Here is an 18200-nt window from a genome sequence, read left to right as displayed (position 1 = left end):
CTGTTACTTGACAGTCAGAAGTTCAACCGCAGCTCCAATCCCCATCCTAAGGTTTAGGAAGGATTTGCTCAATTGCCGCGAAAACATCTGCCACTGTTGCATTGAAATTGTCCATTACATCCTTACACCTAAACAATTGGGTGTGAGGCGTGACGGGTAACTGGGTTTCATCGATCCCCATTATCACAAACTCTGCTGGTCTACCGTTGATAGTTCCAGCGGCTACCGATTGAACCTTAGGGCGGGTCATTTCTGGATTCAAACCGTGAATATGAGCATGCCGCTGTTTATCTAGGATTTGAAGGCTGTTGTCCAACGCTGAGAGATCGATTGAAGATCCCTCACGAAGGACTTTCTTAAATGACACTGCGTCTCTAGATGATCCCTTTTCTGGGAGCCCTATGTTCTCTAAGACATTTATCAATTGTGCAAGCTTCTCAGCTAAGGAGAAGCATCGGGAGACAGCGTTCTCAGTAAAGTACGATACCTGGGGATGATAAAACGGTTCGCTGGGCGAGATAGCTCCATCATCTGCTTGCTTGTAGAACTGGGCTAGTCCATTGACAATGCTCGTTGCCGTCTCTACATATTTCTTCTGGAGTAATCCGATCCATGTTTTCATCGTCTGGTACTTCTGGGATTGCTCCACTGTCCCGCCCATAGCATCACTCAATTTACCCAATATGTGGGAGGCAGTTAAATCCGGAAAGTTCAACTCTGTCTGAGCTCTATCCATGTAGGCTTGATCTATCTGAAGATTGAAAATATTCATTACTACCCTCCATCGTATTCTTTGATATCTACAATACGGTTAAATTCTTGTTAGATGTATTTTAACAACCCTTTAGCAAAGTGGTGATTCTACAATATTTCTTTAGCACTATAAAATGGCTCTGCTTCTAAATTCAATTTCGCTATTTTGGTTTGCAGAAGTGCTAATAAATCAACAAACCTAGCAAGAACACATCTTAAATCGAAACCATCCATAAAAAATATGGACTTTTCTGGATTCTGTTTTAATAAATCTGAGACATTAGATGACCAACCTTTGATTGACAGAAACATATCCATTGTTTGCTTTCCTGAGCGGCTAACTGACCATAAAGCCCATCCAACTAGCTCTTGCTCACGTTGAGCCTTCTCACGCTTCAGCGCTTCATCACGTGAACGTGCTTCTTTTTCGTCCATAATTTGAATCAGATTCAAAACGTCACGTACCTTTTGCAAAATACTCAGTAACTCAATAACTTGTTGGTAATTTGGTCAATTTTCAATGGTTTCAATAATTTTAGGTGCAATCTCTCTTTTGCTTAAAAACTTTCCGAATTGATTCTTCTGCCGAAACAAGTGACTATATATTTCTTTCTTAATTCCATCTGGTTCAAGTATCATATCCACGAGTTGTTCCTTAAGATGGGCAAATGTGGAAATGATTTCTACGACCAATTTCTTCTCTTCAATATCGCTTCGCATAAAACTCCCCTATGCATAGCATAATATCCCTTTTATTATACAATAACCTGAAAGCTATGTATAAAGAAAAAGGGAACACTCTTTCGTGTCCCCATTAAGTTAATAACTCTATACCTTTCTTATCTTTTTCTTTTTTGGGTTTACCGGTGCATTTTTTTTCTTGAGTTCCTCCATCATATTTAACCAAGTCATGCGGATGGAATCAGTGGAGTCGTTTGATGGAGGTATCAGGAGAACAGCTAATCCTCGTGCTAAAAATGAAACGTTACAGAGTGCAAAGAATACAACTACTCCCGTCAATTTTGATACATCCTTGATAATGAAGTGAAGTACAAACGGGAAGATATAGAAGCAAGATTTAAAAATCAAAAGCAGTGAAACAAACATTAAAGCATTTTTTTTATAGAACCTCTTGCTTGCGATGTCGGTATCGTATCCAATGAGTTTCCCCATAAATATACCCCAAAATGTCAGGGTGAATATACTGGGTGCGAATTTATCATAGAACTGCAGACCATATGTTTGACTGTAGTAACCAAGAAAAAATATTAGTAAAACTGAATGACCAAACAACTGCATAAACATAGAAGTTTTAAGACGGACTCGATTCAAATTGTTGTATTGCTTTTCCTTTAAATCAAAATATAAGAACATATTGGTATTGATAAAAAGCAGCAAAAAATACATGACGACAAAAATAATGCCCCCGGTTCCCAAATTCCTGAAGATGTCAAAGTGAAACAGTAACATTGGAATAAGCATAAAGAAATATTCAATTACGAGCAATGTACTACTACGTAATGCCTCACTGCTTGATAATCCATCTGACATCCTTTCTTTATCCGAAAGTTGAGACATTTCAGTAACAAAAGTTACAGCGGCAAGCATTGATTGTAATGTTATGAATGCCACAACAGAAGATTTAACCTGAACTATATCAAAGAAATGTGATTGAGAAAAGAAACCCAAAGATATAAGCGCAATTATTCCTACAGGTAGAAATAAGAATAACAATGCATATCGAACTTTGATGTCATCATAATTTTTTCCAAATAAAGACATAAACATCAAATGACCAAGCCTCTTCCCAAAACCAAGCTCCAGAATTTCCTTCACATTATCTAATTGAAAAACAAATGATTTGCTCATTGACCGGTTAAATGGTGCAATAAACCTACAGAATGTTGTCGTCAAACATTGAAGTATAAAAATAAATATTAATGGCTGGAGAAAGGTTCGCATTCCCTCATATTTAAAGAACAAGATTAAAATTGTTGCCATGACAGCTAGGGCTACAACACCTGAACCATAGTGTCTGACATAATTATTTTTTAAATTATCGAACAAGATATAACAACTAAATACGATAAATGTTATTGAAAATAAGGTAAGCCCTTTAAGGGTAATATCTATCCAATTAAGTGGCACACCACCCATAGTCGATATTATTTCCGCAGTAATTGCGATTAGCAACAGGAATACCTTTTGCATTCTTGTCGTTTTCTCAATACGAAACAATTTTAATGTTGCTTCCAAAATAACTGCAAGTACAGCCCAAACAAATACAATGGTAAAATTCACATTGAAGTTTTGAAAAACCGGAAAGGCCAACGCTATTGGACCAAATAAGGTTCCTATATGGGGATACTTTTCAACAATTTTTGAATCAGTAAGGTACAGTAAAAAAATGATTACAGCAAGAAACGCTGTATTCTGTAAAGTATTACTTGATGCTCCGATGAAAATAACACTTGACGCACCAATTGATGCAAACATCAAATTTTCAATTAGCTTTTTATCAGTGAAGCTAAAAAAATGTAACCGCTCCAAAACTACAGTAAGGAACCGAAACATAAGTGGAATAACTCCAACAAGTAGGACCCAAAACTTGAGTTGGACAAATACATACACTGGAATGACAGCTATGATAACTAATAAGGCAACAATCAGAAATAGCTTCGCAAAAAATCTGATAATTTTAAAAGGATGTTCCCATAGTAAGATAAAAAATGGTAATAGCAAGCTTGGCAAAATAAAACCATACGCTACAAACGACATAACATCTTCCTTTCTACAGTTTAGAACATCAGTTGAATATTCCATTCTTTGCTAAAATTCGACCTAATAGGCCCATAATCCTGCTTTTTGACATAAGAAAAGCGCCGCGTGGGCGCATAATGACAGTCTTGTTTTATTGTCTTGTCATGGTCATATTCATCGAATCTGATTATACGTCAAGGTTCCTGCTCACTGGCTTAGAGGATTTCTCCACCTTGGCATGCTATTACATTCTCATCCATATTGGTAACTACGCTTTTCCATCAGCAACAGCTGGCGGATAAATGAATTCTTTGCCTCCATAACCCGTTCCCATCTTGATATCGATTAGCAATCAGATTGGAGCAAGTGGGGGGAACTATTCATTCTCATCGTCCCATCCAAAGAGATATGATATGTCATGATTAATTCCCATGCTGCTCAAATATCACCTTAGCAACATTCAAAATCATCGTATGATCACTCTTCGGACGTTTAATAAATTGCGGACGGGTTGAATCTAACTTTAGAGGAACTGTTCCGATCTTTAGACCCTATTGTTAGGGAGGATAATCTAGGGAAGCTGTTGGAGTTGTTGATTAAACCTGCTGAACACCGAGAAAGCCGTGTGGGTTGACAACCACATGGCTTTTTAGGTAAACACCTGCATGAGGATGGGGATTGGAATTATCTCACTATTTAAGGAGTGCAACTATCTCAGAAGTAAAGGGGTATTAAACATATGGCTAACTTTCGTCAACGAGGCAATAATTCTTGGGAACTTACCATCAGTCTAGGACGCGGTGCAGACGGCAAATACATCCGACGTACTAAGACAGTTACAATCGAAGACGAACGCATTCTACGAACCCCTAAACGTCTAGATACGTATTTGGAGCATGAATGGATTAAGCTCAAAGAAGAAGTCGAAGCGGGACAATACATATCGCCAGCAAAGCTCTCATTCTCCCAATTTGTTGGCATATGGAAGGAAAAGTACGCAAACTTGCAGCTTGAGCGGAAAACGATCTACTCATATATGGTGAATCTAAATACTCGTATCTTGCCTGCATTCGGAAATCTGCAGCTCGATCAAATAAAACCATTGCACATTGTTGATTATCTAGAATCCTTAGGAAGGGAAGGAAATCGTAAAGACAAAAAACGGGCGCTTTATCTTCAGGGACGGTTCAAATGAACCATAGAGTATTGAAAAACATCTTTTCCCGCGCTGTTGAATGGAAAATCATCAAGACCAATCCTGCGGGAGAAGTAAAGAAGCCACGAGTCTCCTATAAAGAGGTTACGCCTTACGATGAATCAGAGATAGTGATCATGTTGCAAGCTCTTAAGAAAGAGCCAAAGCATTGGAACATGATGATTACGCTAGCTTTAACCACGGGAATACGTCGCGGTGAGCTTCTTGGGCTTGAATGGAAACATATTGATTGGTGAACTGGAGTTATTGATGTGCAGCAAAGCGTTGCTCTCTCTCTGAAAGGCGAAGTCATTGTAAAAGAGCCGAAAACGAAGAATTCCAAACGCAAAATTGATCTTCCCCCTTCCGTCTTGGACGAATTACGGAATTACTACACATATCGAGTCAAGCAGCGGGATAAAATTGGAGATGCATGGCAGGGTGGCAAACACTTTTTTATATTTGCACATGAAGACGGCAGGGCTTTCCATCACGAACGTCCCTATCTCTGGTTTAGGAATTTCATCAAGAAAAATGGTTTTCGGTATATCCGCTTCCATGACCTGCGCCATACTTCTGCAACGCTGCTCATTAACCAAGGTGTACATGCCAAGGTCATTTCAGAGAGGCTTGGACATGGTAGCATAACTACGACGATGAACATATACGGTCATGCTTTACGCTCTGCTGATCAAGCTGCCGCTGATAAGTTCGAAAATTTGTTCTCTATAGATGCTAAGAAAGATACTAAAAAAGCAGAAAAGAAGACGTTGGGATAGTATTTCGTATTTCTCCCAACGTCCTATCTCTTCTGCTCTTTTATTTTGGTCTATCTTGCAGTATTACGGCAATTTTACGACAACCTACCAAAAGCGACCCTGTTATACCAATTTTCAAAATACTGTACTAGCCCAAAACCCCTTTTAAATCAAGGGGTTTTGGTATCTGTATCAGTCCTCACAAGTAGCACGACATTTTCAATATGTGTCGTATGCGGAAACATATCCACCGGCGTCACCTCCGCGACGCCGTACCCGCCATCCACCAGCACGCGCAAATCGCGCGCAAGTGTCGATGCGCTGCACGACACATAGACGACGCGCCGCGGCTGCAGCTCCAGGATCGTCGCCAGCAGCGCCGGATCGCAGCCCTTGCGCGGCGGGTCCACCACGACCACGTCAGGCCGAACGCCCTGACGTGTCCACTCGGGCAGGATCACCTCGGCCGGGCCTGCCTCGAAGTGCACGTTCGTCATGCCGTTTAACGCGGCATTCTTCCGTGCATCCGCGATCGCCTCCTCGACGATCTCGACCCCGTACACCTGTCCCGCGCGCTGCGCGAGGAACAGGGAAATCGTTCCGATGCCGCAATAGGCATCGACAACAACTTCATCGCCGGTTAATGCGGCGTACTCCAAAGCCTTCCCGTACAGCACTTCCGTTTGTACGGGGTTCACTTGAAAGAACGAGCGCGCGGAAATGGCAAATTTCACATCGCCGATATAGTCATAGATGACCTCGCTACCCCAGAGGACGCGAGTCTCGTCTCCAAAAATAACATTCGTCTGCTTCACATTAATGTTATGACAGATACTTGCAACAGAAGGCAGAGCTTCGCGAATGCCTGCGATCCACTCATCCATACGCGGAATAATGTCTCCATTGGTCACCAAGACGACCATGATCTCGCCCGTGCGGTAGCCAACTTTGACGACGACGTGGCGCAGCAGTCCGGCATTCGATTCCTCCCGGTAAGCGCGGATGCCTAGACGCGTCCCGATCTCTTTCACCCGAGCAACGACTTCGTCGTTGGACTCGTGTTGGATCAGGCACTCATCCATATCGATGATGCGATGGCTCCCCTGCGCATAAAAGCCCCCGATGAGGCCGCCCTGCTCTTCGCCAAAAGGAACCTGCGCTTTGTTGCGGTACCGCCAAGGATCCGTCATCCCCAGTGTGGGGTGAACAATAATCCCTTCACTCGCAATCAAGTTTTCTTGATCGCGAATCACGGTTGGGCCTACTTCTTCAGTCTCTACGCTCGCATCAGTACGATCTGCCACTACGTCCTTTTTCGCACGAGTCGCTTCTTCTCCCGCTTCACTTTCACCAGTACGTTCCACCTGTTGATGCGATCCACGCCCAATCACGGTCTCCCCCAACACCTGCAGCTTCCCAATCCGCTGCAGATTGTCCACGACCTGCTGGCGCTTTACGCGCAGCTGTGCCTCATAGCCGAGGTGCTGCAGCTGGCAGCCGCCACACTGCTCGTAAATCCCGCAGTCCGGATCAACCCGATCCGGACTCGCCTCAAGCACCTGCAGCAGCTCGGCATAGCCGTACTGCTTCTTGAGGTGCTCCACCCGCACGAGCGCACGCTCACCAGGCAGCGCACCACCAACAAAAAGGGTAAAGCCGTTCACACGGCCTACCCCTTCTCCGTCATGGCTGATCCCGATGATCGCAGCCTCATATTGCTGCCCGATCTTCACCGGCAAATTCGCCATCCATGCTGGTGCAGCCTTCCCAGCATTTGCCCCTCTTCCGGCAGCCGCCGCTCTTCCTGCACCCGGAGCCTTCGCCCCGCCATTCCGATCTTTATCTTTACCCGGCCGAAAACCGGAACCATTCTTTTTCATAAAAACCTCACTTTATTCCAATTGCATAAGGATATCCATGCCACTCGTATTTGTTTCAAAATATTTGTTTCAAAATTCGTGTTGAGATCCGCCATTTACATGGAATTTCTCCAGCTAAAGCAACCATTTCCGGACTTTCGCCAAAACCGGCCTCTATTTACAGTAGAAATTCCCGCTATATGATTCAACGTCCACATATTAGCGCAATTAACGGGAGGTTTTCCAGCTACTAGTAATCTCCACTAGGTCACGCTAAGTATATGACCATCACCAGATCAATCCGCTAATTACTTGCTATAAGGAAGGACGCTTGAAGTAAGGTAACGCATCAGAGTTTGCGCAGCCAATCCCCCATCCCCTACTCCCGCTCCATCTCCTCATCACTACCCACATTCCCCTTCAACTGAAACGGGGTCGTCAACGTGTCAAAAAGCGTCTTCTTATAAATCGACTGCCCAGATTCATCCACAATGATCTGCAAATGGCTGCGCAAATTCGTCATGACGCAAGGCAGCGTGCCGCCGAACTCGCCATCGAGATTGAGCTGGACGTAATCCGGCGAATTGATCTCGATATGATCCGTCTGAAAGTAGATCACGTTCGGATCGTTCAAATGCTCGCCGCGCAGCGCAAGCGTTACCACGCGAATGAACTCCGCAAGGTTACACTTGCGCAATATCAGAACATCGAACAAACCGTCATTCATGCTCGCATCCGGCGCGAGCTTCTCGAAGCCGCCGACGGAGTTGGAATTGCCGACGAGGAAGAGCATGACTTCCTCATGGAACTCGGTATCGCCGGCTTTGACGAACAGCTCGATGGGCCGCAGGCGAGGCAATTTTTCCAAACCCTTCATATAATAGGCCAACTGGCCGATCATGGTTTTCAGCTTGCTGGGGACTTCGTAGGTCAGCTCGGTCATGGAGCCTCCGCCAGCGATATTAATGAAGTAGCGGTTGTTGATTTTGCCTACGTCGATGTCCCGGGTGTACTGCTGTACGATCAGGTCGCATGCCTGCTCCCAGTTCTTGGGGATGTTCAAGGCGCGGGCGAAATCGTTGGTCGTGCCAAGCGGCAAAATGCCAAGCGGCGGCCGGTTCTCTTTCTCTGCCATGCCGTTCACGACTTCGCACAGCGTGCCGTCGCCGCCTGCCGAGATGATCAGATCGAAGCCTCGCTCCACCGCAGCGGCAGCAGCGAGTGTCGCATCGCCTTCGCCAATCGTCGCGTGCGCGGAAGTCTCGAATCCGCCCCGCTCTAAGCGCTGGAGGATTTCCGGCAGTCGCTTTCTCATTTCCTCCCGTCCGGACGTCGGGTTATAGATCAGTCTTGCTCTCTTGGCCATCGCGTTTTCATCACCTGTTCGCAGTAGTAATCTGTGAAGCGATCTGCTTCTCGATCCATTTGGAAATTAGCGGACTTGGCAGCAGCGCCTGTCCATTATATCGATATTGAAATCCTTCCATGCGGGAAGGAATGACTTTGTTCGTAAAATACCCTTCGCTCAAAAAAAGCGGCGCCACCACAATGGCATGCTCCGGCTTGTGTTTAGCCCACCACAACATCTTCCGTTTCACTTGGTCAGGCAAAAGCATAGCCACGTCCGCTTCGTCGTACCCGCCTAAAGCTTTTAACCGCTGTGCAAGCTGTTCCAGGCCTTCGCGCCACTTCAAGTGGAAGCCCTTTTCCACGCTGCCGTGTCCGATCAACAGGACGATTTCCTGACTGGGCGCGTCTGACAGCTCTTTTATTTTCTCATAAATAATTTCGGCTATGACAGGATCGTCATCAATTGGCGATGTGAAATGAATGCGCGCCTTGATATCGAAGCGTTCCAGATCTGTCTCCAGGACCGGTTCTGGAATGACGCCAAGCGCATAGCTGATCTCATCAATATGTGTACTCCCAGAGGACACGAAGAGCGGAACGACGATGATATCCGTGACCCCTTGCGCCTCCAGACTGTAAATGCCGTCTTGAATGAGCCTTCCTTCAACAAGCTCCAGATAGGAGGAAAAAATGGGCATTCCCGCAGGCATCTCCACGGCTGCTACCGCTTGATCGACAAGCTTGACCCAGCCCTCATCGCGTGACCCATGACTAATCACTAATACACCGTATGTGCTCATTCTGCTCATCCCACCCGTTCCAAACAATACCATGTAAACCCTATGCTAACGAATGTGTTCCTGCATGTCAATTGAACAAGGGTTGAACAACAAATCAACATGAAAAATCCCGCTTTACACAAAGTAAGGCAGGATCTTCACGCTTATATCAAGCCGTCTTCCTTTTAACGGCCTAGTCGGTCAAGTGTCAGCACATAGCCGTCATTGCCATAGTTCAAGCAGCGTTTGACGCGCGATATCGTCGCCGTACTGGCGCCTGTCTCGGCTTCAATCTGGTTATACGTACAACCTTTGCGCAGCATGCGTGCCACTTCAAGGCGTTGGGAAAGCGATTGGATCTCATTCACCGTACATAAATCATCAAAGAAAACGTAACATTCTTCCATATCTTTAAGCGTAAGGATGGCTTCAAAAAGCTGGTCTATGGCTTTATCATTTAATTTTTTCAGCTGCATACGGTATCAACTCCTAAGGTAAAACGTCATCGTAGCTCATGCGCGTACAGTAAGCTCTGTTGTATGTTTCGACACGTCTCCATTAATTCCTTCCTTTAGGTTTGCGAAACGTTAAAATTTCTATGCGTTAAAGGATTAAATTGTGACAAATTACTAGACCCGTGACATTCGTCCATACCATCAGTAGGCAAGTGACATATCCTGTAGGAGACAAATCTGATAAAAGGGTCGTGAATCCAAGTGACTAACCACAGACAAACGATTGGCAATGGCGGCAATGTTCCTCAGGTGCATACACGCAGTTTAACGGGAGCCCCGCAAATCGGCGAATTCGGCCAATTCCCTGGCATCGGCGGCGGGTTCCCTCAAGGCGGCGGCTTTCCTGTTCCTTTTGAAGGCGGTGGCGACTTCTTCGGCGGCGGAGCCGGTAATGCCGGCGGCGGGTTCTTCGGCGGGGGAAGTGCTGGGGGTGGCGGTGGATTTTTCGGCGGCGGGAGTGGCGGCGGTGGCGTGCTTGGCGGACTATTAGGCGGCGGTGGCGGTGCTGGCGGCGGATCCAATGCGTTAAGCGGTCTAAATATGAAGCAAATTTCAGGCTTCGTAGAGCGCATGGGCGGCATTGACGGGATCATCGGAACGATGGGGAAAGTCCAGAAGTTCATGAGCAGCTTTCAACAAATGGCGCCGATGGTGAAGGTGCTCTTGGGTTCCTTCGGCAAAGGCAAGGTAAAGAGCTCGGATATCGAGGCTGTTCTGCCAAGCAAGCGCAAACGCCGCAAGAAATCGGCTACCAGCCGCAGAAAAACCGGTAAAAGCGCATCCATCAAACGTAAACGCAGATGAGATAACCTGAATGAAGGCTCATTTTCTCCTATGGGGAAACTAGCTTTTCTTATGAATAGCCGCCCTGCTTAGTTGTTCTCCCGAACCAGCAGCGCGGCTTCTTCGCGTTATTCTTCAGCTACTCCAGCTTCACTGCCGTCCCTTCCGGCACGATTTGCACCCATGTATTCCCCGGCAAGAGCGGCACTTCCTTCCCATCTGCGAAAGCTCGAATCATCCCGTTTTTGCGTTCCCATGTAATCGGCTGGGACTTGCCCTGCTGTAGGATAAGCCCTTTCCCAGGCCCAAACACATCCACGGTACGGCGCCCCTCCTTATCCAAAATCTTATGCTTGCTCTCCAGCACGAGCAGGTTCGTCGTTTGCAGCTGTTTGCCGGTCTCTTTATCCAAATGCGGTTTGCCTTCCATACTGCGCTTGTACACGCCTTCAGCAGCGTTGTATTCATACGAAACGAAGTATCCTTGAATATACGGAATTTGAATGTGCGATGCGGCGGCGCCAGTCAGCTTGCTTTGCCCATCCTTGGCGAAAGTGAGCAGCGGGCCGTTCCATTCGGAACGGAATTTGCGCGCCTCAGCGCCTCGCTTCATTTTATCCACAGAGGTATAGAGATTATGCGGCGCTTTGCGATCCTCAGCACGCCAGTAGTACGCTCCGTCGCCGTAAACCTCATCCAGATGGGCCAGTTTGCGCCCTGCCATGATGTTCATCGCGTCCTGGCTCCAGCCGGCATGGACGATAACCGCATCCAGCGAATCGCCGATTTCTACAAAATAAGGCCGAATGCTTCGCACAGGGCCAATGGTTTTCGCCTCATGGCTTTGAAAAACGGAAACGAATCGGGTAATCTCGCCCTCTGCCAGAATCTCATAGACAATGTCCGCTTGATCGAGTCCTGTCTGGGGCCTGGCTTGCGGGGCGTTCTCGACCATGACCATGAACGGCCTGCTCTTCACCTCTACGGCGCTTGGCAGTCCCGTTAGCGGGAACTTGAAGGGAGCCTCCGTATCCACCGCAACGGAAGCTGGATTAGCGGCTGGAGAAGCTGCGGTCGTTTCGGCCGGCTTGGTGCTCGCACTCGGCGAAGCCGAAGGTTCGGTTGTGCCGCTGCATCCGGATATAGCTATCACTGAGCATCCTGCAACGAGCCAAGCAAGCGACTTTCTTTTTACAGACGTTTTCAATTGTTTCATAGGGTTGCACCTCGTTTATCAGTCATCTAGTAATCTATATGCAAGAAGAAATAATTTAGAAGATTCCTCTACCAATTTTACAACATAATTACAAAAACTAGATACTTTACTAGCGCATTTTCTAGCTATTCTCATATCATATCTAGTGAAGTTGAAAGTCTACCACCCCATCCTACTCTTTCATCTTCAACCAACTAGAAGGGGGGATAAGCTATGAAATACTCAACCTATGGAAGGCATATTGCGCTTGACGTTTGGGGGGTTGACCATGCCATTTTAGATGACATCGATTTTTTGCGGCTCATTCTGGTTAAAGCAGCCAAGGAGAGCGGCGCGCAGGTGTTGTCCGTCAGTTATAAGAAATTTGAACCCAGCGGCTGTACGATCCTAGTTCTTCTATCGGAAAGCCATCTTTCCATCCATACGTATCCGGATGAAGATTTCGCAGCAATCGATTGTTACACCTGCGGAAAGGACGTGGATCCTAGTCTCGCAATCGATTATTTACTTGATATATTAAAACCGGAGAAGATGTATAGAAAAACGCTTATTCGCGGTTTACATGACATACACGTCATCGATTAAAGTCAGTCAAATAGAAACGGCTCCTTCGCTAACGATGCGAACAGAGCCGGTTTTTTTATTGTCTATTTATTAATGCCGTTCATGGATGTCAGCCAGCACCCTATTGCTGTCGGTCTGGATTTTTCTCTGACCCCATTTGCGCAAATATCTGCGTGGAATTTGGAACATATGATTGAGTCTGGCTGTGGTCAAATGGCGGGTGGATAGCGCGACTTTAATGTCTGCCCGCGAGATCGGCCGGGTTGCCGCTAGGCAAAAGAACCAGTCCTCCCCATATCTTTTCATCACATCATAATGATAAGGCGCGACATGGAAACCAGCAGCCCTGAGCGTTGCCACGATGCTGAAGCCATACTCCGGCATCTCTGACAGCAAGGAGCCTGCGATCGTAATAGCTCCTCCTGGCGCGAGCCGTTTTCTGAGGAGACTATAAAATTCTCTGCTGAAAAGACGGCCAAGTCCAGGAGCGCCATAGCTAGGCTCCGGAATGTCGATAACGATGAGATCCCACTTCCTATCCGTCCTCTCTACGAATCGTCTGCCGTCCTGCACGACTGTTCGCACCTTGGGATTGTTCAAAGACCCTCTATTGAAGTTAACCAGCGACCTCAACGTTTTCCCTAATTTTATCATGACTGCGTCGATGTCAACGACGGTGACCGATTTTACCCCGCGATAACGGAGCACCTCACGCGTTGTGATGCCGCCGCCGCCTCCGATCATCAGAACATGTTGATGCTGTTTGGCAACGGCCATAGGAATATGAACCAACGATTCGGCCCACATGTTGTCATCCTCTGTCGTGCCGAACATGACGTAGCCGTCCCCATAGATCAGCACCTTGCCATTCGCCAGCCGGACTACCGCAACTTTCTGAAAACGCGTCTTAATTCGGCGCAAAATGCGGTATTTCCCATCAGGCTCATCATCCTCCGAAATATAGTCGCGCAGGGAAAATGCTCTTGCTTTAATCAGTGCCATATTCGTTTTATTGCCGGATATTAGTCGCGCTTTTTTATAAATCATGAATATCCTCCTCTAGGGTTGAAAAATAGGGGTCACAACGATCGTCTGCCCGCGGTCGGGTCCAACTGAGAAAATAGCAATCGGAATCCCTGTTAACACATGGATTCTCTCCAAGAAATGACGGGCATTCGCAGGCAGCTCCGCTAGCGATTGGACGCCTGTAATGTCCTCTGACCAGCCAGGGAGCTCTTCATAAATAGGCTCACAGGCTGCCAATACGTTAAGGCTCGCGGGGAATGACGCCATCACTTCGCCTTGATAACGGTACGCCGTGCAAATTTTCAGGGAATCAATGCCCGTCAGAACATCGATCGAATGCAGCGAAAGCCCTGTTAATCCGCTTACCCGGCGGGCATGGCGAACCACCACGCTGTCGAACCATCCCACACGCCTCGGACGGCCTGTCGTTGTGCCGTATTCATGACCGACCTCACGAATGCGGTCGCCGATTTCATTCACTAATTCAGTCGGAAACGGTCCGTCGCCTACGCGTGTTGTATACGCTTTGGCTACTCCTATCACTTGCTGAATCTTCGTAGGCCCAATGCCTGCGCCGATACAAACGCCGCCAGCGATCGGATTGGACGAAGTGACGAAGGGATACGTGCCTTGATCGATATCGAGCATGACACCCTGCGCGCCTTCGAACAGTACTTTTTTCCCCGCATCAATCGCGTCGTTAAGCAGCACCGATGTATCCGTCACATAAGGACGGAGGGTTTCGGCTATGGCCAGGTATTCACTCAGAAGGTCATCTATAGCGAAGCTTTTTACGGCATACACTTTGTCCAGCAACTGATTTTTTTCCTTCAGATTATGCCTTAACTTTCGTTCAAACTCGCCAGCATCCATCAGATCCGCTATTCGAATGCCCATTCGGGCAAATTTATCGGTATAGGCAGGGCCAATTCCCCTACGCGTGGTGCCAATCTTATTTGCGCCTTTCGCCTCTTCTTCCAGAGCGTCTAATTGAAGATGATAGGGTAGAATGAGATGCGCCCGATCACTGATCCGTAAATGATCCGTACTCACTTGGTGACTGTGGAGGTAGGCGATTTCTTGAACAAGCGCTTTAGGATCAATGACCACGCCATTGCCAATCGCACAAATTTTATCTTTATAAAAAATGCCGGAAGGAATCAGATGCAGCTTAAATTTGTTCTCCGCGAACACAATCGTGTGCCCGGCATTATTACCGCCTTGGTAACGCGCGACCACATCTGCTTTTTCCGCTAAATAATCGGTAATCTTTCCCTTTCCTTCATCTCCCCACTGTGAACCTACCACTACGACTGCCGTCATCCAGCATTCCCCCGTCTTATTTACTCTTCACATACCTCGTCAACTGTGCCGTCATGTCATATCGCATAAAAGGAGTGATCAGATAAATGCCTTTAAAATAACGGCAAACGCTATCCACGAGCTCCATCGCGATTTCCATACCTTGTTTTCTGGCGTCCTCCCCCTGGAAGCGATCCATTTTGGCTAAGACGTCATCCGGAAGCTGTATGCCAGGGACATGATCCTGGAGGTATCTGGCATTTCGAGAGCTGGTTAACGGCATGACGCCCATAAAAATCGGAATCGGCACATGCTGCGTTGCTTGAGCAATCTGTTCGATTTGCCTAGGGCAAAAGAGCGGTTGACTCATGGCGTAGTCTGCTCCTGCCGCCATTTTGCTCTCCAGCCTTTCTACAGCTTTGTTTACATGGCGCGTATGGGGATTGAAAGCTGCACCAACGGTAAAAGCCGTGCCTGCCTTAAGGGGCCGACCCGAGAATGAGATGCCTTCGTTCAATTGTTTAATCAAGCGAATCAGTTCCATGGAAGATGTATCGTAGACGGAAGCCGCACGCGGAAGATCGCCGTATCGCGGCGGGTCTCCCGTTACCGTGAGCACATGATCGATACCCAGGGCATGAAGCCCCATTAAATGGGATTGCTGGGCAATCAAATTCCTGTCACGGCAAGTCACGTGGAGGAGAGGGCGAATCCCAACCCGCTCCTTCACGATTGTCCCCATCGCGACATTGCTGATGCGGGTCATCGCAAGCGAGTTGTCAGCCATAGTCACCGCATCGGCGCCAGACTCTTTCAGCGCTGCGGCGCCTTCTAAAAAAGGAGAGTAATCCAGATCTCTTGGCGGATCTAATTCCACAATAATGGTCGTTTGCTCCTGAACCATCTCCGGTAATGTCTTTAGTCTAGGCGGATCTGAACTTTTCTTCATTCTCACACCTCTATTCTATTTAAATTACTCTATTCTATGTGATAGAAACGAAATGGTATGGATATGTAGCTATGAAGATGCCTAAATCTACAAAATTTGGTATTATATATATAACGCAATTCATAGTACGAGAATATAAATATTGTAGTACACATGCCAAAAAGTTCAGGGAGTTGATCGTATGAGTTTGCCTCCTTCGGTGTTAGTCATAGGAACGGTTTTCATAGATTGCAAAGGGTTCGCCAATCAGAACTATCAGCCATCTACGAGAAATCTGGGCAACATTCAGTTTGTCCATGGCGGTGTAGGGCGAAATGTGGCCGAAAATCTAGCTCATCTGCAAGTACCTGCTTGCTTCGTCTCCTCCGTCGATAACACTGCCATCGGAATCGAAGTGATCGAAAGACTCCAGCGGGCAACTGTCACAACTACCTATCTTGCCCGGTCCGAACAACGTGGAATGGGCATGTGGCTGGCGATTCTGGACGAGCACGGGAATCTGTCCGGATCGATTTCTCAAATGCCGGATCTTGCACTTCTGGAGGCGCTGATCTCGGACAAAGGGAAAGAAATGGTGGCGCAGTCCACACATGTTGCCCTTGAGCTGGATCTCAACTTGAGGATTGCCCGCAGCGTCATCCAGCTTGCTGTCGAAGGGAACAAGCCGGTCTACGGCGTCCCCGGCAATTTGGACGTAATTCTGTCTCATAAAGAGCTGTTAGCGCATTTAGATTGCTTTATCTGCAACAATTTCGAAGCCGATCTGTTTCTAGAGCTGGACTTCACGAGTTTGCCGATCACTCAGAAGCAAGCTGCTTTGATGCAATTTGTCGATCGCGTCGGAGTGGGCGCCATGGTGGTTACCTTGGGCAAAGAAGGGGCTGTCTACTACAATCCCCGAACTGGGGAGGTTGGGTATCAGCCCGTCTTCCCTGTCCAACTCGTGGACACGAGCGGCGCAGGCGACGCTTTCTTTTCCGGTACCGTCATGGGACTGGTGAAGGGGTTGTCTTTGAAGGATGCCGTCATTTGCGGCACCAAAGTGGCAGGCTGGACCATCGAGTCTAAGGAGAACACCTGCCTGGAGCTGGAGGAAAAAATCAAGCAGGATGCGTTTTTTTCACGGTTGGGGTGAGGGCGTGGTTGGGACTGGATCACTGAGCGTGTGCAGTTGGGAGACGACAGCGGGAGGGTGCCTGGTGCCTGGCCAAGCCCCCACTGGAGGGCGCGCAGGTTTCGGGGCCGATGGGCGATGGATTTTGCGCCGATAGGCACAGGACCGATGCGGGACAATGGGCGGCGTGCGGCTAGGCGCCTGACAGTTTAGAGGTGCGTGGGCAGGTCGCCGTTTTGTTTCAAACTGACCTAACTTTGCGCTAAACAGATCTTCGCGGAACTACAGTGCGCTAAATCTGGCTATAGTCCCATTTTCCGGGTTGGTGCGGAACTACAGTGCTCTATTTCGTTATATTTGAGCTTCAGGCCCCCAATTTCGCATACTTAAGGCACTGACGTTCCGCGAAATCGCCAAATTAGCAACTGTTGCTTGAGATAACGCACTCACGTTCCGTCTCAATGAAAGGATCTCAAGGTGTGCGAAATGGTTGTGTCATCATTATCTTCAATCACCTTTCGCGATATGACCTTTTACGCTATACTAGACATTAATACGGTCGTAAAGCATACGCTGCTCTTATCGAATTGCGCCAGTCAAGACTGACTGATCGCATGCGATAAGGGCGGCGTTTCTTTTTTTCCGAGTTGAAGGGGGTAACAGCGTGAAATTCGAACAAGCATTCGAACAATTTATGCAAGCACAAATCGCTAATGAAACGAATGGAAGAAGACGTGAACGATTAGAGAAAGGGCTTGGGCACGGAGAAACTGAATTTCTGCGTACGATTTGGTATCCGGTTGTTGGACATTTCGAGCACCTTTATCCCGAGTGGGAGGTTCGGGACTTTTCTAATGGATATCGTTATTTGGATCTTGCCTACATGCCTGGCGGCTCCAAAGGCGTTATAGAAGTTCAGGGCTATGGCTCCCATGCACGCGACATAGAGGCGTGGAGATTTAAGGATCTTTGCATGCGTCACTGTCATCTCGCGCTTGATGGATGGGTCATTATGCCGATAGCCTACTCCTCCATTACAGAAACTCCAAAACATTGCCAGCAGCTCATCTTATCGTTCATTGGCAAGTTCGTATCGATGGATGTTCAGGAAGAGCTGACATATCTGGAATGCGAAACTCTTCGCTTTGCCCGCAGGCTGCTTCGTCCTTTTCCACCCAGCGAATTGTCAGCTCACCTTAAAATCAGCACAAGATACGCCAACACTGCTGCACAGTTTGGTCAATAAGCAACTACTACTTGCGATGGGCGGTCAGGAG

19 protein-coding genes are annotated in these 18200 nt (G+C 47.4%); 7 read left to right on the top strand and 12 right to left on the bottom strand.

The genetic code is table 11. The features are described 5' to 3' along the window. Positions 1-46 precede the first annotated feature (46 nt). The 4 genes from ABRS97_RS23095 to ABRS97_RS23080 all read right to left on the bottom strand — a co-directional run bounded on the left by ABRS97_RS23095 (position 47) and on the right by ABRS97_RS23080 (position 3531). The gene (locus ABRS97_RS23095) at positions 47-772 is read right to left on the bottom strand and encodes a Cthe_2314 family HEPN domain-containing protein (protein ID WP_367817742.1); all 726 of its coding nucleotides are present in this window, start codon (positions 770-772) and stop codon (positions 47-49) included. 89 nt (positions 773-861) lie between these two features. Next, positions 862-1206 (bottom strand): hypothetical protein, encoded by a 345-nt coding sequence (locus ABRS97_RS23090; RefSeq protein WP_367817740.1) that lies wholly within the window; start codon positions 1204-1206, stop codon positions 862-864. A 57-nt stretch (positions 1207-1263) separates the two neighbouring features. Next, on the bottom strand, positions 1264-1473 hold the full coding sequence (locus tag ABRS97_RS23085; RefSeq protein ID WP_367817738.1) for a hypothetical protein: 210 nt from the start codon (positions 1471-1473) through the stop codon (positions 1264-1266). Positions 1474-1581: 108 nt separating this feature from the next. Next, a complete protein-coding gene (locus tag ABRS97_RS23080; protein ID WP_367817737.1) occupies positions 1582-3531 on the bottom strand; it encodes a hypothetical protein in 1950 nt (649 codons plus the stop codon). A gap of 721 nt (positions 3532-4252) precedes the next feature. Here ABRS97_RS23080 and ABRS97_RS23075 point away from each other — a divergent pair. From ABRS97_RS23075 to ABRS97_RS23065, 3 genes are read left to right on the top strand one after another with little or no spacing between them, the layout of a single operon-like run. After that, complete coding sequence (locus ABRS97_RS23075; RefSeq protein ID WP_367817735.1) at positions 4253-4708, top strand: tyrosine-type recombinase/integrase; 456 nt, start codon at positions 4253-4255, stop codon at positions 4706-4708. Beyond that, entirely contained in the window at positions 4705-4965 is a 261-nt protein-coding gene (locus ABRS97_RS23070) for a hypothetical protein (protein WP_367817733.1), read from the top strand. The genes ABRS97_RS23075 and ABRS97_RS23070 overlap by 4 nt, the downstream gene beginning before the upstream one ends. A gap of 15 nt (positions 4966-4980) precedes the next feature. Then, on the top strand, positions 4981-5487 hold the full coding sequence (locus ABRS97_RS23065) for a site-specific integrase (protein WP_367817731.1): 507 nt from the start codon (positions 4981-4983) through the stop codon (positions 5485-5487). 149 nt (positions 5488-5636) lie between these two features. On the opposite strand, the gene rlmD is transcribed toward ABRS97_RS23065, so the two are convergent. From rlmD to ABRS97_RS23045, 4 genes are all read right to left on the bottom strand, one after another. Next, on the bottom strand, positions 5637-7346 hold the full coding sequence (gene rlmD, locus ABRS97_RS23060) for a 23S rRNA (uracil(1939)-C(5))-methyltransferase RlmD (protein WP_483312489.1): 1710 nt from the start codon (positions 7344-7346) through the stop codon (positions 5637-5639). Between the two features lie 358 nt (positions 7347-7704). Next, positions 7705-8691: a diacylglycerol kinase gene (locus ABRS97_RS23055; protein WP_367817729.1), complete on the bottom strand. Its 987-nt coding sequence runs from the start codon at positions 8689-8691 to the stop codon at positions 7705-7707. A gap of 10 nt (positions 8692-8701) precedes the next feature. After that, positions 8702-9475, bottom strand: coding sequence for a sirohydrochlorin chelatase (locus ABRS97_RS23050; RefSeq protein WP_367817727.1), 774 nt, complete (start codon positions 9473-9475; stop codon positions 8702-8704). Between the two features lie 164 nt (positions 9476-9639). Continuing rightward, the gene (locus tag ABRS97_RS23045; RefSeq protein ID WP_235119022.1) at positions 9640-9930 is read right to left on the bottom strand and encodes a YerC/YecD family TrpR-related protein; all 291 of its coding nucleotides are present in this window, start codon (positions 9928-9930) and stop codon (positions 9640-9642) included. Between the two features lie 240 nt (positions 9931-10170). Between ABRS97_RS23045 and ABRS97_RS23040 the strand changes: the two genes are divergently transcribed. Next, the gene (locus ABRS97_RS23040) at positions 10171-10773 is read left to right on the top strand and encodes an aminotransferase (protein WP_367817725.1); all 603 of its coding nucleotides are present in this window, start codon (positions 10171-10173) and stop codon (positions 10771-10773) included. A gap of 118 nt (positions 10774-10891) precedes the next feature. Here the strand turns inward: ABRS97_RS23040 and ABRS97_RS23035 are convergent, their stop codons facing one another. Next, entirely contained in the window at positions 10892-11968 is a 1077-nt protein-coding gene (locus ABRS97_RS23035; protein WP_367817723.1) for a DUF3048 domain-containing protein, read from the bottom strand. Positions 11969-12181: 213 nt separating this feature from the next. Between ABRS97_RS23035 and speD the strand changes: the two genes are divergently transcribed. After that, positions 12182-12553 (top strand): adenosylmethionine decarboxylase, encoded by a 372-nt coding sequence (gene speD, locus ABRS97_RS23030; protein WP_367817721.1) that lies wholly within the window; start codon positions 12182-12184, stop codon positions 12551-12553. A gap of 69 nt (positions 12554-12622) precedes the next feature. Here the strand turns inward: speD and ABRS97_RS23025 are convergent, their stop codons facing one another. From ABRS97_RS23025 to ABRS97_RS23015, 3 genes are read right to left on the bottom strand one after another with little or no spacing between them, the layout of a single operon-like run. Then, positions 12623-13579, bottom strand: a complete 957-nt coding sequence (locus ABRS97_RS23025; RefSeq protein WP_367817719.1) for a spermine/spermidine synthase domain-containing protein — start codon at positions 13577-13579, stop codon at positions 12623-12625. 12 nt (positions 13580-13591) lie between these two features. Then, positions 13592-14881, bottom strand: a complete 1290-nt coding sequence (locus ABRS97_RS23020) for an adenylosuccinate synthase (protein WP_367817717.1) — start codon at positions 14879-14881, stop codon at positions 13592-13594. Positions 14882-14897: 16 nt separating this feature from the next. Next, positions 14898-15809 carry a methylenetetrahydrofolate reductase gene (locus ABRS97_RS23015; RefSeq protein WP_367817715.1) on the bottom strand — a complete coding sequence of 304 codons (912 nt, stop codon included), beginning with the start codon at positions 15807-15809 and terminating at the stop codon, positions 14898-14900. Positions 15810-15990: 181 nt separating this feature from the next. Here ABRS97_RS23015 and ABRS97_RS23010 point away from each other — a divergent pair, with 181 nt between their 5' ends. After that, the gene (locus ABRS97_RS23010) at positions 15991-16944 is read left to right on the top strand and encodes a carbohydrate kinase family protein (protein WP_367817713.1); all 954 of its coding nucleotides are present in this window, start codon (positions 15991-15993) and stop codon (positions 16942-16944) included. A gap of 643 nt (positions 16945-17587) precedes the next feature. Continuing rightward, positions 17588-18169 (top strand): transcriptional regulator, encoded by a 582-nt coding sequence (locus ABRS97_RS23005; RefSeq protein ID WP_367817711.1) that lies wholly within the window; start codon positions 17588-17590, stop codon positions 18167-18169. Positions 18170-18200: the final 31 nt, after the last annotated feature.

The sequence above is a fragment of the Paenibacillus tabacirhizosphaerae genome (assembly GCF_040812395.1).
Classification (GTDB): domain Bacteria; phylum Bacillota; class Bacilli; order Paenibacillales; family NBRC-103111; genus Paenibacillus_E.
The sequence above is the reverse complement of the archived record's forward strand: the minus strand, read 5'-3'. Positions and strand labels throughout refer to the sequence as shown.